The 21,697-nt window shown below is 53.9% G+C and carries 17 protein-coding genes; 2 read left to right on the top strand and 15 right to left on the bottom strand.

Features of this window, described 5'->3' with window-relative positions; all coding sequences use genetic code 11:
* Window positions 1–109 precede the first annotated feature (109 nt).
* Window positions 110–1,351, bottom strand: a complete 1,242-nt coding sequence (locus QJ48_RS25730; RefSeq protein ID WP_337589639.1) for a hemolysin family protein — start codon at window positions 1,349–1,351, stop codon at window positions 110–112.
* Between the two features lie 351 nt (window positions 1,352–1,702).
* Here QJ48_RS25730 and QJ48_RS25725 point away from each other — a divergent pair, with 351 nt between their 5' ends.
* The gene (locus QJ48_RS25725; protein WP_063858169.1) at window positions 1,703–2,383 is read left to right on the top strand and encodes a sensor domain-containing protein; all 681 of its coding nucleotides are present in this window, start codon (window positions 1,703–1,705) and stop codon (window positions 2,381–2,383) included.
* Between the two features lie 61 nt (window positions 2,384–2,444).
* Here the strand turns inward: QJ48_RS25725 and QJ48_RS25720 are convergent, their stop codons facing one another.
* The 12 genes from QJ48_RS25720 to QJ48_RS25670 form a co-directional block, all read right to left on the bottom strand.
* A complete protein-coding gene (locus tag QJ48_RS25720) occupies window positions 2,445–3,698 on the bottom strand; it encodes a replication-associated recombination protein A (protein WP_054976260.1) in 1,254 nt (417 codons plus the stop codon).
* Between the two features lie 133 nt (window positions 3,699–3,831).
* Entirely contained in the window at window positions 3,832–4,296 is a 465-nt protein-coding gene (locus tag QJ48_RS25715) for a hypothetical protein (protein ID WP_054976259.1), read from the bottom strand.
* A 3-nt stretch (window positions 4,297–4,299) separates the two neighbouring features.
* The gene (locus QJ48_RS25710) at window positions 4,300–5,085 is read right to left on the bottom strand and encodes a hypothetical protein (RefSeq protein ID WP_054976258.1); all 786 of its coding nucleotides are present in this window, start codon (window positions 5,083–5,085) and stop codon (window positions 4,300–4,302) included.
* 129 nt (window positions 5,086–5,214) lie between these two features.
* Window positions 5,215–5,967 carry a ThiF family adenylyltransferase gene (locus tag QJ48_RS25705; RefSeq protein WP_054976257.1) on the bottom strand — a complete coding sequence of 251 codons (753 nt, stop codon included), beginning with the start codon at window positions 5,965–5,967 and terminating at the stop codon, window positions 5,215–5,217.
* Between the two features lie 32 nt (window positions 5,968–5,999).
* Window positions 6,000–7,787, bottom strand: coding sequence for an aspartate--tRNA ligase (aspS, locus tag QJ48_RS25700; protein WP_054976256.1), 1,788 nt, complete (start codon window positions 7,785–7,787; stop codon window positions 6,000–6,002).
* A gap of 25 nt (window positions 7,788–7,812) precedes the next feature.
* The gene (gene hisS / locus QJ48_RS25695) at window positions 7,813–9,075 is read right to left on the bottom strand and encodes a histidine--tRNA ligase (protein ID WP_054976255.1); all 1,263 of its coding nucleotides are present in this window, start codon (window positions 9,073–9,075) and stop codon (window positions 7,813–7,815) included.
* A gap of 463 nt (window positions 9,076–9,538) precedes the next feature.
* Complete coding sequence (locus QJ48_RS25690; RefSeq protein WP_054976254.1) at window positions 9,539–11,500, bottom strand: FAD-dependent oxidoreductase; 1,962 nt, start codon at window positions 11,498–11,500, stop codon at window positions 9,539–9,541.
* Window positions 11,501–11,581: 81 nt separating this feature from the next.
* Window positions 11,582–13,120: a coproporphyrinogen III oxidase gene (locus QJ48_RS25685; protein WP_054976253.1), complete on the bottom strand. Its 1,539-nt coding sequence runs from the start codon at window positions 13,118–13,120 to the stop codon at window positions 11,582–11,584.
* A 199-nt stretch (window positions 13,121–13,319) separates the two neighbouring features.
* Entirely contained in the window at window positions 13,320–13,496 is a 177-nt protein-coding gene (locus QJ48_RS37080) for a hypothetical protein (protein WP_157261755.1), read from the bottom strand.
* 112 nt (window positions 13,497–13,608) lie between these two features.
* Window positions 13,609–14,055, bottom strand: a complete 447-nt coding sequence (gene dtd, locus QJ48_RS25680; protein ID WP_054976252.1) for a D-aminoacyl-tRNA deacylase — start codon at window positions 14,053–14,055, stop codon at window positions 13,609–13,611.
* A 41-nt stretch (window positions 14,056–14,096) separates the two neighbouring features.
* Window positions 14,097–16,292 (bottom strand): bifunctional (p)ppGpp synthetase/guanosine-3',5'-bis(diphosphate) 3'-pyrophosphohydrolase, encoded by a 2,196-nt coding sequence (locus tag QJ48_RS25675; protein WP_054976251.1) that lies wholly within the window; start codon window positions 16,290–16,292, stop codon window positions 14,097–14,099.
* A 134-nt stretch (window positions 16,293–16,426) separates the two neighbouring features.
* Complete coding sequence (locus QJ48_RS25670) at window positions 16,427–17,497, bottom strand: CotH kinase family protein (RefSeq protein WP_054976250.1); 1,071 nt, start codon at window positions 17,495–17,497, stop codon at window positions 16,427–16,429.
* 472 nt (window positions 17,498–17,969) lie between these two features.
* On the opposite strand from QJ48_RS25670, the gene QJ48_RS25665 reads away from it, so the two are divergent.
* A complete protein-coding gene (locus QJ48_RS25665; protein WP_054976249.1) occupies window positions 17,970–18,632 on the top strand; it encodes a hypothetical protein in 663 nt (220 codons plus the stop codon).
* An 80-nt stretch (window positions 18,633–18,712) separates the two neighbouring features.
* Here the strand turns inward: QJ48_RS25665 and QJ48_RS25660 are convergent, their stop codons facing one another.
* A complete protein-coding gene (locus QJ48_RS25660; protein WP_054976248.1) occupies window positions 18,713–19,225 on the bottom strand; it encodes an adenine phosphoribosyltransferase in 513 nt (170 codons plus the stop codon).
* Entirely contained in the window at window positions 19,222–21,675 is a 2,454-nt protein-coding gene (recJ, locus tag QJ48_RS25655) for a single-stranded-DNA-specific exonuclease RecJ (RefSeq protein WP_054976247.1), read from the bottom strand. Before recJ ends, QJ48_RS25660 begins: the two co-directional genes overlap by 4 nt.
* Between the last annotated feature and the right edge of the window lie 22 nt (window positions 21,676–21,697).

Below are 21,697 nucleotides of genomic sequence, written 5' to 3'. Positions count from 1 at the left end.
GAAGCCCTTTTTTGAGGAAACTATGTGGAAGGGGGGCGTTGCACCATTACACCCTGCTTGCCTCCGCCTTAAGACCGCCCGTCCTTCGCCACGTACGTACCTCTCCCTTTCATCCCCTGTCTTCGCAGGATGACCCGTCTGTCTGCTCCTGCCGAACCACTAAAATACGTGTAATCCGCAAATGATCGATCTCCTCGATCATAAACCGGAAGCGGTTTTCCCAGACGACAGACTGCTGCTTCTTAGGCGGCATCTCCACCTGAGAATACATCCATCCGCCAATCGTATCGTAATCGTCGGACGCGATACCTAGCCCGAAATAGCTGTTGACTTCCTCAATCAGCAGCCGTCCGTCGATCGAGTGCAAATGATCGCCCCGCGTCTCCATCTGCGGCCGTTCTTCATCGAATTCATCCTGTATCTCACCGACGATTTCTTCCATGATATCCTCAAAGGTGACCAGCCCGGAAGTCCCGCCGTATTCGTCGATGAGCAGCGCCATCTGCGTCTTCTTCTTTTGCATAAGTTTCAGCAGCTCGCTTATCCGCATCGATTCCGGAACTTTCATGATCGGACGGAGGATTGAGCGGATCGTTTCCGGCTGCTCTCCCGCAATCAACAGATCTTTCATGTGCACGAACCCGATAATGCTGTCTTTGTCCGGGTCGCATACCGGGTAACGCGTATGCATCTCGCTGATCGCTATCGCTTTATTGTCTTCGTACGAGCGTCCTGCGTACAAGCAGACCATCTCCGTACGCGGAATCATAATTTCACGGGCATACGTTTCGGCAAAATCGAAAATATTGTCGACCAGCGCCAGTTCGGTATTGTCGATGAACCCGCTGCGGTTGCTTTCTTTCATCAGCCCCCGAATTTCGTCTTCCGTGTGGGCGAGTCGATACTCCATAGAGGAAGCGATGCCCGTCATGCGCAGCAGCCAGGTCGAGATGCCGTTTAAACACCGAATCACCGGACGCATTGCTTTGTAAAAGCCAACAAGAGGCACGGACGACAACCGTGTCACCTGCTCCGATTTACGAATGGCATAGGCTTTGGGAACCTGCTCACCAAGCGTCGTGTGCAGCATAGCTATCAACGTAAACGCAATCAAAAAGGCAAGCGTCCCGATGACCGGCTCCGGCAAATGCAAAGGTCTGAGCACCGGTTTAAGAAGCGCTGCGACAACCGGCCCGCCGATCCAGCCAAGTCCGAGCGAGGTAAGCGTGATGCCTAGCTGGCAGGCCGATAAATGAGCATCGACATTTTGCATCAGGAACCGGACTGAACGAACTTGTCGGGATTCCGGGCACACGCGGGATTCCACACGGCTGTACGTCACTTTCACCATCGCGAATTCGGCAGCGACAAAAAGGCGTTCAATGCCACCAGGAGCAGCACAAGGATGACGCCCCAAATAAGCGATAACGGATCGTTAATCAACGCTCCGCCTATCCGCCAGCGTAAGGCGAACAGGCGCACCTCCCCGGATGTATGCAGGTTATCCGCGTCATGTTTGGAGTTTAGGGCATACGCGGATCCATTATAACACTATACGCCATGCTCGGAGACTAGAACGGGAAAACAAAGGGGCTTAACCGCAGGCAAGCTATGGGAAGGAAGTCTAAAAATGAAAAAATTTGAAGGGGTAAACCCGGCACGAACGTCAAAGGATTCAAAACGTTACGAGGATGTGGAACCATTGAATACGCAAAAACCAGGATTTATCGGGGCCTTTTATTATTTGCTATATCTTCTGCCCGCAGGCATCATCGGATTCACACTGACGATCGTCGGTGTCGTCTTGTCCATCGGTCTTATGCCATTGTTCATCGGCTTTCCGCTTATGATTATGACAGCGCGGTTCGCCAAGCACATGACCGCTTTGGATGCAAGACTCGCTGAACGGCTTCTTCAATCTCCTTCGACTGTCGCAGCTTCCACCCATTCGGATGACTTCAATTCCGGACGGCATGACAGAAGAGGTCTCTTCGCCCAATTAGGCGCCGAGCTTTCCGATCCGGCAACTTATGTAGGACTGCTGTTCCAAATCGTCAAGCTGCCCTTGGGCATCATTTCGTTTACGCTTGCCGTTACGATCGTAGCCGTTAATTTAGCACTCCTGGCGTCTCCGCTCGTCTATACGATTTTGCTGCAATCGATCGGCATTGATATATTCGAGAGAGAACTGTTCGCCCATTTACTTCCGTCGGATTTCAGTTCGCTCCAAATCTCGCTTATTTATGCAGGCATCGGTCTGCTGCTTCTGCCGGTGACCAATAAACTAATCCGTCTAAGCGCCTTATTCTTCGGACGCATCGCTGTCGAAATTTCCGATCCGGCCAGGGGAAGAGCTGGTGAAGCTCCGCTGCAGCGGGCCTAAGCAAGCTTATTTCCCCGGAAATGTTCCACCCTCAACCTCTGCTTGGGACCCCCCTGCGGCTTCACTCTGCCGCAGGCTTGTTATATTTCGCGTAAATCTTCGCTTCCACTCCGCTATTTTGCGGCTGATAAAATCGCTTGCCTTTCACTTCCGGAGGAAGATACTCGTTCCGGGCGTTCGGATGATCGATAGGATTCGAATAAGTTCTCGTACCATCGCGGACATCTGCGGGAACCTCGTAAGCTTTCGTCTGCTTGACGTAATCGAGTGCTCCGTTAATTGCTTTATAGACCGCATTGCTTTTCGGGCTCTCGCAAATGAACACGACGGCTTCGGCGATCGCCATCCGCGCTTCCGGCATGCCGACAAATTCGACCGCATCTTTGGCCGCCAATGCGATTTGCAGGGCGGTCGGATTGGCCATGCCCACATCTTCCGTCGCATGAACGACGATTCTGCGGCAGATGTATAGCGGGTCCACGCCCGAATACAGCATGCGCGCCAGCCAATAGATCGCCGCGTCCGTCTGTCCGCCGCGGAGCGACTTGCAAAAGGCGGACGTCATGTCGTAAAAATCGGTATGGGTTATCGCATTGATCCGGGACTCGAACGACTCCTGAATCGTCTGCAGCTCGATCGTTTGTGAATCGTGCAGCGAATAGGCGGCCGTTTCCAAAGCGATCAAGGCATTTCTTACATCGCCATTGCAGACGTCGCATAAATAATCCATCGCTTCCTGTGTAATCTCATACTCCCCGCCCAACCCTCTCTCGGGGTCCGCCAATGCCTGACGCAAAATTTGCTCCAGATCGTCTTTTTGCAGCGCTTCAAGCCGGTACACGCGGCAGCGGCTGACAAGAGGCGGTATGATATCATGTGCGATGCTTTCCGTCGTCGCGCCGATCAGGATAATGGTTCCGTCTTCGACGATCGGCAGCAGCGACTCCTGCACGTTGCTTTTGAGCGCATGAATTTCATCCAAAAACAGAATCGTCCGCTGATTGTACATCTTGAGGTTGTCCTTCGCTTTTCGGGCGACCTCCCGCAGATCCGAAACCGAAAGCGAAACGCCGTTCAACTTCTCAAAATGCGAGCTCGTCATTCCGCTGATGATCGTGGCGAGCGTCGTTTTGCCGCTGGAAGGCGGGCCTTGCAAAATCATGGAGCCGATCTTGTCCGTTTCGATGAGCCGGCGCAGCACCTTGCCTTCGCCGAGCAAATGCTTCTGTCCGAAAAATTGCTCCAGATTTTGCGGGCGCATTCTTTCCGCCAGCGGCTTGTATTCGTTCGTCCGGTTAAAATCGAATAAGTCCATGGTTTTCTCTGACCGCCAATCCTGAATATTCGCAAAAAAAGCACAGGCCCCCGACGCCGCATATGTGCTGCGAACGAATGACCTATGCTTTTTATTATAAAAGCACTTTGAACGTTTTACAAAGGTTTGGGGCTCAGCCCGAGCCAAGCTGGCCGATTCCGATGGCAAGCCAACGCTCCATGATGTGCCGGACATCCGATGCTTGATCGGGGCTGCACTCCACAATCACGACGACGTCCGCGCCATGTTCTCTCCGCCTGCGTTTTTTTCGCCGTTTGAAGTTAATCAGCCAGTCCAATACAAATCCAAGAGCGGCGCCTGCCCCAAGGCCGAGCAGTCCGCCGATAATCGGACCGATGGCCCAGCGAAAGCCCAGCGACGCTCCCAATACGGAACCGATCGTGCCGATTACAGCGGGGCTGTCCAGCATGCTGATCCCGTCCGAATGGCGGATCGTATCGAATACCCGCATCTCCTGTGGGGCGTTTTCCATAAGCGGAACCGCGGCAATCGCTGCGGCAAGGATACCTTGCCGTTCCAATTCGCATATTGCCAGCTCCAGCTCTGACGAATGACGAAAGGTCGCTACGATATACATCTTCTACCGCTCCGTCGCCCGGCAGAAGCTGGGGCGCAGTGTCCCATAGCTTCGCTCCAACCATTGCCTCTGGGCCTTATCGAACAATTTATTGTATTCGACCGAATACACATAAGCCTCATAAGCCGCAAAGCAGTAAAAAGAAGGCAAAAACAAGGCCCATTGCGAGTTAATCGAGTACCACGCCTGTACGTTACTTCCTGCCATCGTGACGAGTACGATTTCCGCAACACCCGAGAAATACATCAAGCCGACCCACCCGGCCAGCAGCAAAAAACCGATAGGAATGCGGCGAAGATACAGTTGGCCAAGCCCCGGCATGAGCATGGACCAAGCCATAGCGAGCCAGGGCGAGCTTTTGTCCAAATGATTCAAGCACATTCCGCCCATTTTAAAGGAAACAATGGGCGCACGCTCCCACTCGGCCAACACCCATTCCTTGTTCAGCTCAATTGTTTTGCGGTAGCTGTCCCAGACGGCGTAAATATAGACGGGAATATACAGCAGCACCCAACGCGGATTCAGCACCTGCTTCGATAGATCGACACGCCCCGTAAAAGAGCAAACCATCGACTTATTGATTCCTGACTGCATGTTGATCCCGATTTCCCATAACATCAAGATAAACCCTTTGATTTGGTTACCGAGAAGCAAATGGCCGAAACCCGGGAATGCGGCCGACCACCAAGCGGTCACCCAAGGCTTGCGCAAATGCAGCACATTGATATTCAGGGTTCCGAAATAAGCCAAATAGCGCCTGTAGTTTCCCGTTTCTGGGTTTCGTTCCATGGTCCGCACTCCGATGAAATAACGTTTGAACTCACTTTTTCTATCTTGCCCCATAAATGACAAAAAAAGCATCCTTTTCGCATTTTCGCTGTAAAGGATGCTTTCTTTAATGCCGAATCGCTGATTATGCTACTTCAGCCCGGCCTTAGCCAGCAAGTCGCGGACAGCGACGCTGACCATGATTAGCCCGGCGACCGGCGGAACGAACGCGTTGCTGGCCGGCGGCTGCTGCGCTTTACGAATCTCAGGGGCATTCTCCGGCACGATCCGCTGCGTGACGTCTACCCGCGGCTTGATCGGCTCTTCCGTCGAAAAAACGACTTTGACGCCCTTCTTGATGCCTTCTTTCCGCAGCTTGTGACGAATCACCCGCGCCATCGGATCGACGCTTGTCTTGGAGATATCCGCCACCTGAAACCGGGTCGGATCCATCTTATTCGCGGCGCCCATACTGGAAATGAGCGGAATTTTGCGCTGCAGGCATTGCTTGATCAGATGAATTTTGTAGCTGATCGTATCCGAAGCATCCAATACATAATCCAACGGATATTGGAACAGCTGCTCATACGTTTCTTCGGTATAAAACATACGCAGGGCGACGGCATCGCATTCCGGGTTGATTTGCAGAATACGATCTCGCATCAGCTCCGCCTTCGGCTGGCCGACTGTCGTCGTCAAAGCATGAATTTGCCGGTTCACATTCGTAATATCGACGACATCCTTGTCGATCATGATGATCCGGCCGACGCCGGTGCGGGCCAACGCTTCGGCGGCGATCGAACCGACGCCGCCGATGCCGAGAACCGCCACCGTACTATTTTTCATTACCTCAAGCCCTTCCGGGCCGATCGCCAGCTCCGTACGGGAAAATTGATGCAGCATGGCTTACTGTCCACACTCCTCTTATTCGGGTCTTAAGCTTTGGCGGAAGGCTGCTTGAGCGCCAAACGAATGGACAGGTCCTCAAGCTGCTTGGCATCCACGGGACCCGGAGCTCCCGTTAACAAGTCCGATGCGCTGGCCGTTTTCGGGAAGGCAATCGTTTCGCGCAGGTTGGTGCGGCCGGTAATCAGCATCACGAGCCGGTCGAAACCGAAAGCAATGCCTCCGTGAGGCGGCGTACCGTATTCGAAAGCCTCCAGCAGGTAGCCGAATTTCTCCTGCACCTCTTCCTTGGGAAGGTTCAGCGTAGCGAACATTTTCTCTTGCACTTCACGCTGATAAATCCGCATGGAGCCGCCGCCGACTTCGTAGCCGTTCAGCACAAGGTCGTAGGCCTGCGCACGGATTTGGCCCGGATCAGTGTCGAAGTAATGCATGTCTTCTTCCTTCGGACGAGTAAACGGATGATGCTCCGCCACATAGCGCTTCGCTTCTTCGTCATAGCTGAGCAGCGGGAAGTCCACTACCCACGCAAACTTGAATTTGCTGTCGTCGATCAGGCCCAGCTGACGGCCGATTTTCAATCGAAGGTTACCGAGCACGTCGGCAACGACCTTCTTCGTATCGGCGGAGAACAGCAGCAGGTCGCCTTCTTCGGCTTCCAGACGCTGCTTGAGCTGCTCCAGTTCCTGCTCGTTGAAGAATTTCACGATCGGCCCTTTCAGCTCGCCGTCTTTATACGTCATCCACGCAAGCCCTTTGGCCCCGTAGCGAGCGGCGAATACGCCGAGATCGTCGATTTCCTTGCGGCTCCAAGCGGCGCAGCCTTTGGCATTGAGCGCCTTCACCTGGCCGCCCTTTTTAATGACGTTGGCAAATACTTGGACGCCCGATTCGGCCACAATGTCCGAAACGTCCTGCAGCTCCAGGCCGAAACGAAGGTCCGGCTTGTCGGAGCCGTATTTGCCCATCGCGTCCGCATAGCTGATGCGTTGGAACGGCGTTTCGATGTCGGCGCCTGCCGTTTCTTTAAACAAGCGTACGACGAGCTTCTCCATCATGTCGAGCAATTGATCCTGCGACAGGAACGACGTCTCAATGTCCACCTGCGTAAATTCCGGCTGGCGGTCGGCGCGCAAATCTTCGTCGCGGAAGCAGCGGGCGATTTGATAGTAGCGCTCCATGCCGCTTACCATCAGCAGCTGCTTAAAAATTTGCGGCGACTGCGGCAGCGCGAAAAATTCGCCCGGATGGACACGGCTTGGTACCAAGTAATCGCGTGCGCCTTCCGGCGTGCTGTTGATCAAAATCGGCGTTTCCACCTCGATAAAACCGTTCTCGTCCAAATAATCGCGGAAGATTTTGGCCGCTTTGGCGCGAAGCATCAACGTACGCTGCATTTCCGGACGGCGCAGGTCGAGATAGCGGTGCTTGAGACGCAGCGATTCGTCGATTTCGATGCCGTCTTCGATGAAGAACGGCGGATTTTTCGCGGCATTCAAGATCTCGATCTCCTTAATGCGAACTTCGATCTCTCCTGTCGGAAGATTCGGGTTGACGGTCTCCGCATCCCGCTCGACGACTTCGCCGCGTACCGCGAGCACGTACTCGTTGCGCGCCCGGTCGGCTACCGCAAGCGCTTCGCCGGAAAAAGCCGGATTAAATACGATTTGCACGATCCCGCTCCGGTCGCGCAGATCGATGAACAATACCCCGCCCAGGTCGCGGCGGCGCTGCACCCAACCGTTCAGCGTTACCGTCTCTCCAACATTAGCTTTGCTCAAAGTGCCGCAATGATGCGTTTTTAACATCGTCGTCATGGTGTTTGTTACCTCCATTTTATCGTTAAACTTGCCCAGCCCGCTCGCACAATGTCTGCACGAGATCGGAGAGAGCCAGCGTTTCTTGTTCGCCTGTAGCCATCGTTTTCAAGGTAATTTCGCCCTTCGCGAGCTCGTCGTCGCCAAGAATGGCGACATAAGCTGCGTTGTACCGGTCGGCCGATTTCATTTTCGCTTTGATTTTGCGGCCCAGGTAGTCTTTTTCCCCGGATAGTCCCGCCAGCCGCAGATTTTGCAGCAGCTTCACACACTCGCGCTCTGCGGCTTCCCCGAGGCCGATCAAGTACACATCCAACGGTTTAGCCGCCGGAATATCGACTCCTTGCGCCTGCAGCACAAGCAGAATACGCTCCATCCCGAGCCCGAAGCCGACGCCCGGCTGGTCGGTTCCGCCGATTTGTCCGACAAGGCCGTTATAACGTCCGCCGCCTCCGATCGTATCGATCGCGCCGATACCGGCCGCTTTGTACTCGAACGCGGTGTGCGTATAGTAATCCAGTCCCCGCACCAGCCGCGGATTGATGCGGAACGGAATTTCCATCGCAGTCAGATATTCCTGCACCGCTTGGAAATGCGTTTGGCATTCCTCGTCCAAGTATTCGAGAATGGTCGGTGCGCCTTCACCGTATTTCTGATCGACCTTACAGTCGAGAATCCTCATCGGATTGCGGTCGTAACGAGATTGACAGTCTTTGCACAGCTTATCCTTCACCGGAGCGAAGAACTGCTGAATTTTCTCGCGGTATACCGCCCGGACGGCCGGGTTGCCGACAGAGTTGATTTCCACCGTGACGTCTTTTAACCCGAGTTCTTTATAGAACGTATAGCCGAGCGCAATAATCTCCGCATCGAGACTTGGGTCTACCGAGCCGAACGCTTCGATGCCGAACTGGTGAAACTGCCGGTATCGGCCGGCCTGCGGCTGCTCGTAGCGGAACATCGGGCCGATATAGTACAGCTTGCTGACATCCGGCTCGCCGTACAGCTTGTTCTCCACATAAGAACGAACGACCCCGGCCGTCCCTTCGGGACGAAGCGAAATGCTGCGGTCGCCTTTGTCCAGGAAGGTGTACATTTCCTTCTCGACGATGTCCGTCGTCTCTCCTACGCCGCGCTGGAACAGCTCCGTATGCTCGAACATCGGCGTACGGATCTCGCGAAAATTGAAACGCTGGCACAGCTCCCGGGCCTTGGTCTCAATATACTGCCATTTTTCGATTTCGCCGGGCAGCAGGTCCTGCGTGCCCTTCGGTTTTTGAATGCTCATGTAAGCCCAGACTCCTTTCTGTCGCGTTTCAGCACAAAAAACAAAAAACTCCCGCCCCTGAACAAATTCAGGGACGAGAGATTGTACTTACCCAAAAGTCTCCCGCGGTACCACCCACGATTCGAACGAGCTTGCCGCTGCCGAATCCGGCTTAAGCAAAATAACTCGCTCACACTCTTCAAGCGGGTAACGTCCGCCAGCCGCAAACGACTACTATCCGGCACTGGCTATGAACGCCTTCGTCTGGCCGGGGTTCCCCGTTCGTCCTCCGGGAGGTCTGTTCGTCCGATTCGCATAAGGAAGCTTGCAGCCTAGGCTTCCCTCTCTGGATACGCAAGGTTCGAATTACTTTGTCCCATCAACGGATCTACAAGATATGACATGGAATTAGAATTTATTCTACCCGCGAAGGTTTCCAAAGTCAAGAAAAAAACATGCGTTTGCTATCAAATTTTCGTTTGGATTATTTTGCCGCCTTCAGCGCGTTATATACGTCTTTCATCAGCATATACGTATCGCCGTTGGTCAGCTCCTGCTTGTTCGCAATGCCGTCCAATGTCGCGGCAGCAAGGAATCCTTTGCTTTGCAGCGTCTGCAGTGCTTGCTCGGGCGCCATCTCCACCTTCAGCAGAAGGGCGATCATATGCGCCGCTTGGTCCAGCGTAACAGGCAGCGTCTTCGGATCCGTGCCTTTGGCGAGCGCCTCTCCCGGGTTCCCGGCCATCGCCTCGGGCTTGAATTTGCGCATGCCCAAGAGTAGGTTGACTAACCGCTGCTGGTTCGACTTGCTATCCAGCGCAAAGTTGTTGTCGTATCCGCCCGTCGCAAGACCGAGCGTGACCGCTACCTTCAAGCCTTCGTACGCCTTATGCTCCATGAACGGCTGCGCCTTAATACTGAACGGCTTCAGCACCATGCCCTGCGTATTCAGCGTATCCTGAAGCTTCGTAATGGCCTCCTTGTTGGCGGACATTTGACGGAAGGTGATTCCGGAGTCCGCCGCGATTTTCGCTGCCGCTCCGGCCGCTTCGGCGGCCGCCATGCCGACCGGAATGACGCGCGCGGTCCCGTGCGGGAGCGAATCGAAGCTCGCCGCGCGTCCGACGACCAGCAGCCCGTCCACTTTCAGCGGCACGATGCTGCGGAACGGCACCGCGTATTGCTGAGGCACGGTCACGACCGCACCGGTGTCCGCAGGCGACATGCGCTGAATATCGACCGGATAGGAGCCGAAACCGACGCGGTCCCATTGATCGCGGTTTTCGAGCACGTCGATAATGCTGAGGCGGTATTCGCCTTGGATATGACGCGTTTCACGCACATACAGCTCCGGCGCCGTATCGTCCAAGTCGATGCCGGCAAATTCAGGGTATTTTTCCTTCATGTATTTCACAATATTAGGAAGCTCGTCCTTGCCGAGCTTAAATGCTTCTTCACGCGATTTGGGGTCGGTACCGTCGATTCCGAAAATTTGCAGCGCATTGATCAGCATCGTATCGTTGTTTTGACGTCCGATGTTCAATCCCCGCATCCGCACGCGATCTTTATTGACCGCAGGATAATCCTTCATGTCTTTGTAGCCCCAGGCGCTCATTTCGTTCGCGCCTGTTCCAGCGTCGTTATCTCCATCCAGACGCTTGCGGACCTTCTCCCATACGTCCGGCGTGACGTTCTTCAACCGGAAGACGAGCGTCACGGCCATACGCGCCTTCTTGTCGCCAAGATCTTCGCGCCCCGTCGTATAAGGGACTCCGGCGGCTGCGGCCATGTCCGCATCCTGCGTTGCATCGATGAGCGCTTTGGTCTGGACGGTTTTGACACTGCCGTCGGCCAGCGTCAGCTTCATGCCCGTGATTTTGGAAACCGTTCCTGAAGGGGAAGCGATCGGCTCCATCGATTTGACCTTCAGCAGCACGTCGATATTTTTCTCCGCGGCTACCAGCGCGTTGAAGGCATTTGCCGCCGTCACGACATCGAACGAATCGCCTTCGATTTTGCCGTACCACTCCGCAAATATGCCCTTGTTGAGCATTTCCCTTTTATGAAGAACACTTTTGTCCGGCTCATAGTTCATGTCCAAGCTGTTCAACCATCCGACGGTCATCAATCCGCCCAAAATCTCGCGGTCTTTTCCGTCAACCAGCAATGTCTTCTGTCCGTTGCGCGCCGCGGAAACGGCCGCCGCCACTCCCTCGGGGTCGGTACCGGCCACGATAAGGTCATAGCTGTCTTTTGGAGCACTTACCGTTTTCACTTCTTCCAGCTTCTGGGAGGCTTTTCGTTCACTGCCCCCTGCTCCGGTTTTTGTTCCCCCTGCTTTCCAGTAATGCCATGCGCCGGCGCCAGCCGCAATAAGAACGATCAGTGCGATTACCAGTACGTATCCTTTTGCGCTGCCTCCGGAATAGTTCGATTTCCCTGCCATAATACACCTCTGCCTCTGCCATGTTATGATTAAAGCCTGATCATTCAAAATTAAGACGAAGCCTGATTCGTTATGCCGCCCTTATGACGGCTGGCCGGCCGGAACGCCGTAAGCATCGTTCAGCAGCCTGATTTTTTTGTCGACATACTCTTGATATGCCTCGTTGTAGAAGGAGGGCTCCTTCGGGTTCGGCAACCGTTCGATGCGCTGCTCGTAACCGTCCTCATGCTCGACCTTCGGATAAAGCACTTTGCTTACCGCGCCGCAGCCGAGTCCGATAATCGTCTGACGTTCTTCCATCATCAGAATGTTGTACAGACTCTCGAAGCCTTCGAGCGAATAGCCGACGTTCTCCTGATTGCCCAAAATGTTTTTCTGCCGGTACATATAATACGGCTTGTATCCGTACCGCTCCGTCCATTCGGAGGCTGCCTGGATCATCTCGGCTATTTCGTCCCGCTCCGCCACTTCGTACTCGCTTTTGTTCTTCGTCATCTTGGAAGCGCGCTTGAAGGAAAGCGTATGAACCGTCAGCGATTCCGGCAGCAGCTCGGCCGTTTGATCGAGTGTCCTCTGCAGCTCGGCCATTCCTTCGTTCGGCAGCCCGATAATCAGATCCATGTTGATGTTGTTCAACCCGAGCTTTCGCGCGAGCTTGAACTTGTCGATCGTTTCCGTCACCGTATGATGCCTTCCGATCGCATCGAGCGTCGCCTGCGTGAAGCTTTGCGGGTTAATGCTGATCCGGTCGACCTTCCAGCGTTTCATCACTTCGATCTTGTCTTCGGTAATCGTATCCGGACGGCCGGCCTCGACGGTAAGCTCGCGGACACGGTCCATCGCCGGGAACGATTCGTGCATCGTGACGAACAGGGCATCCATCTGCTCGCCCGTAATGCTTGTCGGCGTTCCTCCGCCCCAGTAAATCGTCGTTATGCCGACTCCGGCTTCCCGCATCCAGCGGCCCATCTCGCGAATCTCGTAATGCAGTCCTTCCAGAAACGCCTCGACGGACCCGTTGTTCCCCCGAATATCGTAGGCCGGAAATGTACAGTAAGCGCATTTGGTCGGACAAAACGGAATCCCGATGTAAATGCTGACTTCCCGGTCCAAATGGAACAGATCAGGGATCACTTTCAGTTGGCGTTCGGCTATTCCGGCGAGCAGCTCCACTTTCGGTTCGGTGACGAGATACTCGTCGCGCAGCGTCTGCTTGCAGCTTTCAATCGGTTGTTTCATCATCATGTTATGCATCAGCTTGGTCGGACGCACGCCGGTCAAAATCCCCCATGCCTGCTCCAGCCCGGTATACTCGCGAAGCACCTGCAGCAGCCCATAGCCGACCGACCGCTTGACGGTGCGTTTATGCCCGGCGTCCCGCGCATCCATCGCCCGCTCATGCTCGTTGTCGTAAACTGCTCCCGTCTCCCGGTCGGTCAGTTGGACCTTGGACCTGATCACACGCTTCGTTTCATCGGCTTCCACCTCAACGCGAACGTGCAGACGCGCATCGTCAGTTTTCTCGTGGACCGCTTCGACCTCTTCGAAAAAAAGCTTGCATATATGAAACAGCTCATTGGCCTGTTCACCGAAACCGAGACGCTCGAATTCGATTTTCAATGCATTCCATCCTCCGTTATTCGTCTGTGCGAGTCAGCCGCCGGATGCCGAAATAAATGCTTCGTCTCTTTTAAGACGGGACTGCCGCACAAGAAGTTTCAAATTGGAACAAAACTAGCAATAGTTTAGCATATTTGGCTGTCTAATGAAACAAACGGGCCGCTTTCGCTCAATCCACGAAAACGGCCCTTCTTTTGGGTCAGCGGAACGGTTTGCGCGCCGTCCGCTTCAATTGCTCGCTGGAAGAAGAGAATTCGGCACGGATTTCCGTATCGTCCATGCCGGACGATTGCAATGCCGCCGCCTCCGCCAGACCGCCGGAACCAAGTTGCAGCTCCGGCATCAGTAAGCTTTGTTCTTTCGGCGATCGGTACATAATAGGCATAGGCTCCTTAGATGTCGGGCAGCCCACAAGATGAAAACGTGCGCAGGCTTATCTCTCATTGTCCCCCGCCTGAGCCTTGCTTATTCCTACCTTTATCGGACTCTTAAGCCTGCTTGCTTTCGACGATGAGCGTGACCGGTCCGTCGTTGACGAGCGATACGTCCATCATTTCACCGAACCTCCCGGTCTCCACATGAAGCCCCGCTTCGCGAAGCATCCCGTTAAACCGTTCGTAAAGCGGCTCCGCAAGCTCGGGACGAGCGGCCGCCATGAAATTGGGCCGTCTTCCCTTCCGGCAGTCCCCGTATAAGGTGAATTGAGAGATGGACAGCACCTGGCCGCCGGTCTCAAGCACCGAATGGTTCATTTTCCCTTGCTCGTCTTCAAATATGCGCAAGCCCGATATTTTATCGGCAACGTAACGGACATCCTCCTCGGTATCGCCGTCCGCAATGCCGACGAGCAGCACCAAGCCGTGGTCGATGCGTCCTACCGTTTCGCCGTTCACCGTCACTTGTGCCGCTTTGCTTCTTTGCAGTACCACTCTCATGAACGTCCTGACTCCGTTTCAAAAATAAAATTTCCGGGCCTTTAAGCCTGCATAATGCGCTGTACCGAATAAACGTCCTTGATCCGCTTGATTTTTTCCACGACCGAATGAAGATGATCGATATTGCGGATCAGGATCGTCATGTGAATGACCACCATCTTATTTTTATCCGAGCGGCCGGAAACGGCGGAAATGACCGTTTTGCATTCCGATACGACCTGCAGCACTTCGTTCAGCAGTCCGCGCCGGTCGTGACCCGTAATTTCGATCTCGACATTGTAATTCGCTTCGACGTTGTCCGCCCACTCGACCTCGATCACGCGATTTCCTTCGTCGCTGCATTCCGGCGAAGGAATGTTCGTACAGTCCGAACGGTGAACGGATACCCCTCGGCCGCGCGTAATATACCCGATAATCACATCGCCCGGCACCGGATTGCAGCAGCGGGCAAACCGCACGAGCAGGTTGTCCACTCCTTTGACCCGGACCCCTCCGGTCGGTCGGCCTTTGCGCTCCTTATCGGACACCGGCGCTTTCATTTCCTTAACCTCGGACGTAAGCATCGCCTGCTGCTGGGCTTCCTCCGCTTCCCTGCGAACCTTCTCCGTCAAACGGGTTACGATCTGGGCCGCGGTTATACCGCCGAAGCCAACGGCCGACAGCATGTCCTCAATTTCGTTAAAGTTGAATTTTCGGGCGACCTCCAGCATCTCGTCATCTTTCGTCAGCGCAGGAACGTCATAGCCGAGCCGTTTCAGCTCGCGCTCGATCATTTCGCGGCCCTTGAGCACGTTTTCTTCGCGGCGCTCTTTTTTGAACCATTGGCGAATCTTGGTCCGGGCGTGCGACGATTGAGCGATTTTCACCCAATCCTGACTCGGTCCGTACGAATGCTTGGATGTCAAAATCTCGATGATATCGCCTGTTTTCAGCTTGTGGTCGAGCGGGACGATGCGACCGTTGACTTTGGCGCCGATCGTACGGTTCCCGACCTCCGTATGAATCCGGTAAGCAAAGTCGAGCGGGACCGAGCCCGCAGGCAGTTCGATGACTTCCCCTTTCGGCGTAAATACGAACACCAGATCGGAGAAAAAGTCCATTTTAAGCGACTCGACGAATTCCTGCGCATCCTGCGTATCGTTCTGGAGCTCTAAGATCTCGCGGATAAAATGCATCTTGTCTTCGTAGCTGCCTGACGGGACAGACGTGCCTTCTTTATAGGCCCAATGCGCAGCGACCCCGTATTCGGAGGTACGGTGCATCTCAAACGTGCGGATCTGAACTTCCAACGGTTCGCCTTTCGGACCGATGACCGTCGTATGCAGCGATTGATACATGTTCGGCTTCGGCATGGCGATATAATCTTTGAAACGGCCGGGCATCGGCTTCCACAGCGTATGGATGATCCCTAGCGTGGCGTAGCAATCTTTAATATTGTCGACGATAATCCTCAGCGCCAGCAGATCGTAGATTTCATTGAACTGCTTGCTTTTTACCGTCATCTTCTTGTAAATGCTGTAAATATGTTTGGGTCTTCCCGAGATGTCGCCGTCGATCCCCATCTCCTGCAGCTTCTCGCCTACCGACGCAATGACGTCGCTTAAGTATTGTTCCCGTTCGGCGCGCTTCTTCTGCATCAGGTTCACGATGCGGTAATATTGCTGGGGATTCAAGTATCGCAGGGCGATGTCTTCCATCTCCCACTTGATCGCCGATATCCCCAGACGATGAGCGATCGGACAAAAGATCTCCAGCGTCTCGTCCGCAATGCGCCGCTGCGCTTCTTCCGACTGGTGCTTGAGCGTTCGCATGTTGTGCAGACGGTCAGCCAATTTAATAAGAATGACGCGAATGTCCTGTGCCATGGCGACGAACATTTTGCGGTAGTTTTCGTTCTGGTGCTCTTCCTTGCTCTTGAATTTGATTTTCTCGAGTTTGGTGAGGCCGTCGACGATCATCGCACAGGTAGCGCCGAACTTTTCATGCACCGTTTCGAGCGATACCGTCGTATCCTCCACCACGTCATGGAGCAGCGCAGCAATGATGGAAGTCGTATCCATCTGCATGTTAACCAAAATGTCCGCTACGGCAAGCGGATGCAATATATAGGGCTCTCCGGATTTGCGCACTTGGCCATAATGCGCCTGATCCGCAAATTCATAAGCTTCCCGGATTCGTTTCAGGTCATTTTCTTTCACATATGTGGATGCCTTCGCAAGAAGCTGCTCTATCCCCATCCGTTCATCCATTCCCTTAATTCGATTTTAATTCATTATGCCCTTGAACCGGGGGCTGCGTCAAGAATTTGCGGGACAAACCGACATATTACGTGCAAAACGGACATTTGTACACGCTCAGCGTACGCTGACGGTTACAGATCCCGCAGCGCATCGGCTACCAGCCTTCGGCGTTCTTCAATGTACCTGCGAATCATCCATACTTCGCCCTCGAACTCGGAAACCGGCCATTTGCGAGTCGTATCCCGCACCACATAAGGTCTTATCTCGCTGTGCATGGCGTGGGCGACGGGAATGATTCTTCTTACCGTGAACGGGTCGCTCAGCATAGCCGCGAGCAGTTTTTTATAGTTCATCCGGACGGACGGAAATTTCAGCAAGGTACGGGTCAGCCGGTTATAACCCGTCACGCGCACCAAATCGCTGCCGCACGGTTTGCCGAAGCAGTTCCTCCCCCAGGTGCCTTCATAATCCCATGGAATGATTCGGTATTTATGTGACTTTCGGTGACGGTATATGGCATAGTTCTGATCGAATCCGTCATAATTTCCGGTTAAAACGGCCCCTGCCAACCAGCGGAGGTAATTGTCGATGTCCAAGCGAAGCTGCAGATAGGATAATAGCGCTTTAGAGCTGTCCGAGCCGAGCGTATTCAGCTTGCGGATAAACAACGTGAACTTGCTCTGGTCATCCGAGGACCCGATCATTTGCTTGTAGCCCGAAAACAATGAGGATTTTTTGCGGCTCGAATCGTTCGAATACAAGCTGAAGTTAGCATTGTCGTTTATCGCATAAAATAACGACTGAACCGAGATTCCCCGTCTTCGGAAAAAATAGTGGTCGACCCCTTCGATCTCCAGATACACCCCTAAATTTTGACTATTGAGACGCAGCAAACAATGTCTGGTTTCAGGACAAGGTACCCCGATCCACTCGAAAAAGCGAAACGATAAAGCATTCCGAATCAACGAAGGATCGTCGTACTCGGCATTATAATGGTACGTTTTCCCGCTGTAAAGCACTTCGTAGGAACGTTTCGGGTAGTCGCGCGTATGTCCGCCCCGGTAGCGAACCTTAATCTCCTTTTTTGTTCCTTCGGACACGATGCTTCCTTGAACGAAACGGTTGCTCCAGACATTTTTTTGCAGCTGTTTCAACTGCTGCTCGCCAATTACCAAGTGCCGCACAGGCAGTTCCGCAACCATCGACCTTCCGCCTTTCTCTACAAAGCAAAAAGCCTATCCTTGAGGATAGGCTTTTTGTGCTACTTTACGGTATGCGTCCGCAAACGCCCCAGTCACGGCATTCGCCTCTTGACCCGATCCATTCCGAATTAAGAGAAAGCGTCTGTAAACCTTGCTTCGATTCTGTGAATATATCAAATCAGGCTCGCTGCGTTAAACGAACATAGACAAACATTGCTTCTTGAAAAACGTGCTTTTTATCTTGTCCGTCATATCTATCAACAGCCTGGCATGGTAGATGCGGAAATTGCAAATCAACTAGATTTCAGACCATTCCAAACGATGCGAGATACATATAAATAAATTACAAATCACCGCTATCGGCAAATGAAAGGAGGCGGATGGCTATTCGTTAAGTTAGGGATTCAGTGATAAGCTGTCCGCAGGAAATCGATCCATCCTTTTTCCCACATGATGATAAGGGGGTGTTCATATGAAAACGATGCGCTCGTATATTAATCAATACGTCGAGTTGTCCGTTTCTGGCAAAAAGGATTTTATCCGAGGCTTGTTAATCGATATCGGCAGCGATATCATGGTTCTCCAAGATGAAGGACGATTTCTATACCTCCCGCTCCTGCATCTGCAGCAAATGTCTCTCTCCGTCAAACAAGAGGCAGGTGTGGAATTTTCGGGGAGTTCATGGGAACTGTCACAAGATTTATCGTATCGAAAAGTGTTGATGAACGCCAAAGGAACGTTTACAGAACTGTATATAACCGGTAATCAATCGATTCACGGGTACGTAACGAGCATTATGAACGATTTCTTCGTTTTCCAGTCGCCGGTCTTTCATTCCGTTTTGATCGCCATGCGGCATTTGAAATATTTGATTCCGTACGGCCCGAATGCAACGCCTTATGCCATGAATCCGTCTTCTTTTCCGGTCAGCATACCGAACATGGCTCTGGCGAGAACGATCGATCAGCAATTGAAAAAATTAGAAGGGGAGTTCGTCGTATTGAATCTGGGTGAAAACCCCGGCAAGATAGGCCTGTTAAAAGCCGCCGACACCCCCATTATCGAGCTCATTACTTCCGGCGGTGCGTCGATGTTCATGCATATCGATCATGTCAAAACGGTCCACTGCCCTTAAGCTGCGGCGAGCCTCGGAATAATGAGAAAGGCGACCCTAAGGAATTCTTCCTTAAAGGTCGCCTTTTCTTATGAACAAGATTAATACTGCACGAGCGAAACTACTTCGATCCCGTCCAGCTTCTCCCGTCCGTTAAGCTCCAAAAGCTCGATCAGGAACGCCGCCCCAATCACTTCTCCGCCCAACTGCTTGACCAAGTTGATCGAGGTTGCAATCGTGCCCCCTGTGGCCAGCAAGTCGTCGGCGATCAGCACTTTTTGGCCCGGAGCAATCGCATCGTTATGCATGGCAAGCTTGTCTTTGCCATACTCCAGCGCGTAATCCGCTTCAATCGTCGCCCCCGGCAGCTTTCCGCTTTTGCGGATCGGCACGAAGCCGACTCCCAGTGCGATCGCGAGCGGAGCGCCGATCACGAAACCGCGCGCTTCCGGTCCGGCGATGCAATCGATCTCTTTGTCCTTCAAACGGCGGGCAAGCTCTTCAATAACGGCTTTGTAGGCTTGGCCGTCTCTCAGCAATGTCGTGATGTCCTTGAAGCTGATCCCCGGCTGCGGGAAGTCATCGATAACGCGAATATAATCTTTGAAGTTCATACTATTTCCTCCATCATGGAATGGTTTGGTCCCGGTCCCTTCAGAAGCTTCGAACGAAGCTCCTTTGCGGAGCAGTACAGAAGCTCCTGTTCTACGTCCGGCCGTTTCGAACGGCTGCGGTAAAGCAGCGATGCGGATAAATCTTTTTTCTCGGAGGAGGGCACAACCCTGTACCCCTCCCCTTCCGGCTCGATCAAACCAAGCTCGGTAAAAACGTCCAATATAAAAAGGGCGAGATGCGGCGAGAGCGCGCAACGTCTTGCAATCGCCTGAACAACCTGGCCGCCTGCAGACCGGTTCGCGGCTTCAGGCCGCAATGCCATGACGGCGCCGTATACGGCTTTGAACATCTCACGGCCCGGCATGATGCTGCCTTGCTTATCCTCTTCGGTGCCTCCGAACGCAGCGTAATACCGCTGCGTCGAGGACGCTTCGGCGGCCAGCGCGTGCAGCTGCTCCATCCTCTGAGGGAGGGAGTACATGAATACGTCCGAAGCCTCCGATAACGCCGTAAGTCCCGCGCGCTCGTTCGCAGGCCGAAACCGGCCGTGAATGTCGGCACACCACAGCGTGTATCGGTCAGAAGGCGATTGGAGCGGAGCCGGAATCGCCTCACCAAATACGATTACGGCAGGCAAAGAGCTATGCTGTCCCGCATGAGGCCGTTCAAGCCGTTCGCACAGCTCCGCCAGCTTTTTTTCCGGCTTCGGAGCCCCTCGCCAATCGAACAGCTGTATTTCCGGCACACGCACGTCCTGGATCATAATTTGCGGACGGCGCACTCCGTTCCATTCGTTGATGGATAGCTCTCCAAGCACTTCAAGCTGTGCCGATGGCGATATCCATTCCGCCAAAGAAGCTTTGCCGAACCCGACCCCATCCATAGCGGCCGCCGTCTCATCCTGCGCGGAACGGAGAGACAGCTTCAAATGCTGCTGCTCCTTGCCCATCGTGCGCATGTCATTTAAAGCAAGATCGCCGAATACGAAACGTGGAGACGGGTTCCCCATCCCGAACGGTCCAAGCCGTTCCAGCTGTCCAATGCTTTCCAAGGTTACGTCGCTGAAATCGCAGACCAGATCCGCATCCAGCTGCGGTATGTAATCGTCCGGCGTCAGCCACTCTTTCGCCAGCTGCTCCAACCGAAGGCCGAGTTCCGGCAAATGAGCCCTCGCAAGCGTCATGCCAGCCGCCATCGGATGACCGCCATAATGATCCATGATATCGGAGCAGTGCGTTAAGGCGCGGTACATGTCGAAGCCGGCGATCGAACGCGCAGAGCCTTTGGCCATGCCGGTTTCCGGATCAATGCCCAAAATAATGGTCGGCCGGTAAAAGCGGTCGACGATCTTGGAAGCAACGATGCCGATCACACCGACGTTCCACTCTTCGTGAGCCAGTACGATAGCATCGGGCAGTCCGCCGCTCGCTTTGCGTTTTTCGACCATATCTACGGCCTGTTTGGCCATTTCGTCGACAATGCGCTGCCGTTCCTTGTTCAGCTGATCCAGCTCGAATGCCAGCTGATCCGCTTCCTGCTCGCTCGTCGTCGTCAGCAGCCTGACCGCCGTATCCGCGCTGAGCAGACGGCCGCTTGCATTGATGCGGGGCGCCAGGGCAAACCCGATATGCGTAGAGGTTACCTCCCGAACCGGAATGCCGGCTATTTCCAGCAGTGATCGAATACCATAATTCGATGTCGATCTCATCCGTTCCAAGCCCTGCTTCACGATGATCCGATTTTCGTCCGTCAGCAGCATGAGATCGGCCACCGTACCGATGGCGGCAAACTCCAGCAGCTCCTCGGGCCAACGGCCGAGCAGCGCTTGTGCGAGCTTAAGGGCGACGCCTACCCCTGCAAGCTGCTTGTAAGGGTATGGACAACCCGGCTTTTTCGGGTTGATCAATACGTAAGCTTCCGGGAGTACCTCCGGCGGTTCATGGTGATCCGTAACGATGACATCGATCCCCAGAGCGTTCGCATGCGCGATTTCCTTCACCGCGCTAATGCCGGTATCGACCGTCACGATCAGCCCGACGCCCTGTTCCTTCGCCGCATCAAGCGCAGCGGTATTGAGACCGTAGCCTTCGTGAACGCGATGCGGAATGTAATAATCGAACGTGCAGCCGAGCTGCCGCAGCAGATGAACCATCAGCGTCGTGCTGCTGACACCGTCCGCATCGTAATCGCCGTAGATGCGAATATGTTCCCCGGTGTCGATCGCTTTTCGAATGCGCTCCACCGCTTGTTCCATACCATCTAAAAGGAACGGATCGTACGTCTGATCCGTTCCTCCGTTTAAAAAATGAGCGGCTTGCGTGGAATCTGTTATTCCCCGGACAACGAGCAGTCTTGAAATGATCGGCGGCAGATTAAGCTCCTCCGCCAACCTTTCAGCCGCATTGCCGTCTGCCGCGCCGATATTCCATCTTGCCTTCGCCTGAAGCATGACGGCCGTTCCCCCTATTCCT

Origin of the sequence: Paenibacillus sp. A3 (assembly GCF_001399685.1) — a bacterium.
GTDB lineage: Bacteria > Bacillota > Bacilli > Paenibacillales > NBRC-103111 > Paenibacillus_G.
The sequence above is the reverse complement of the archived record's forward strand: the minus strand, read 5'-3'. Positions and strand labels throughout refer to the sequence as shown.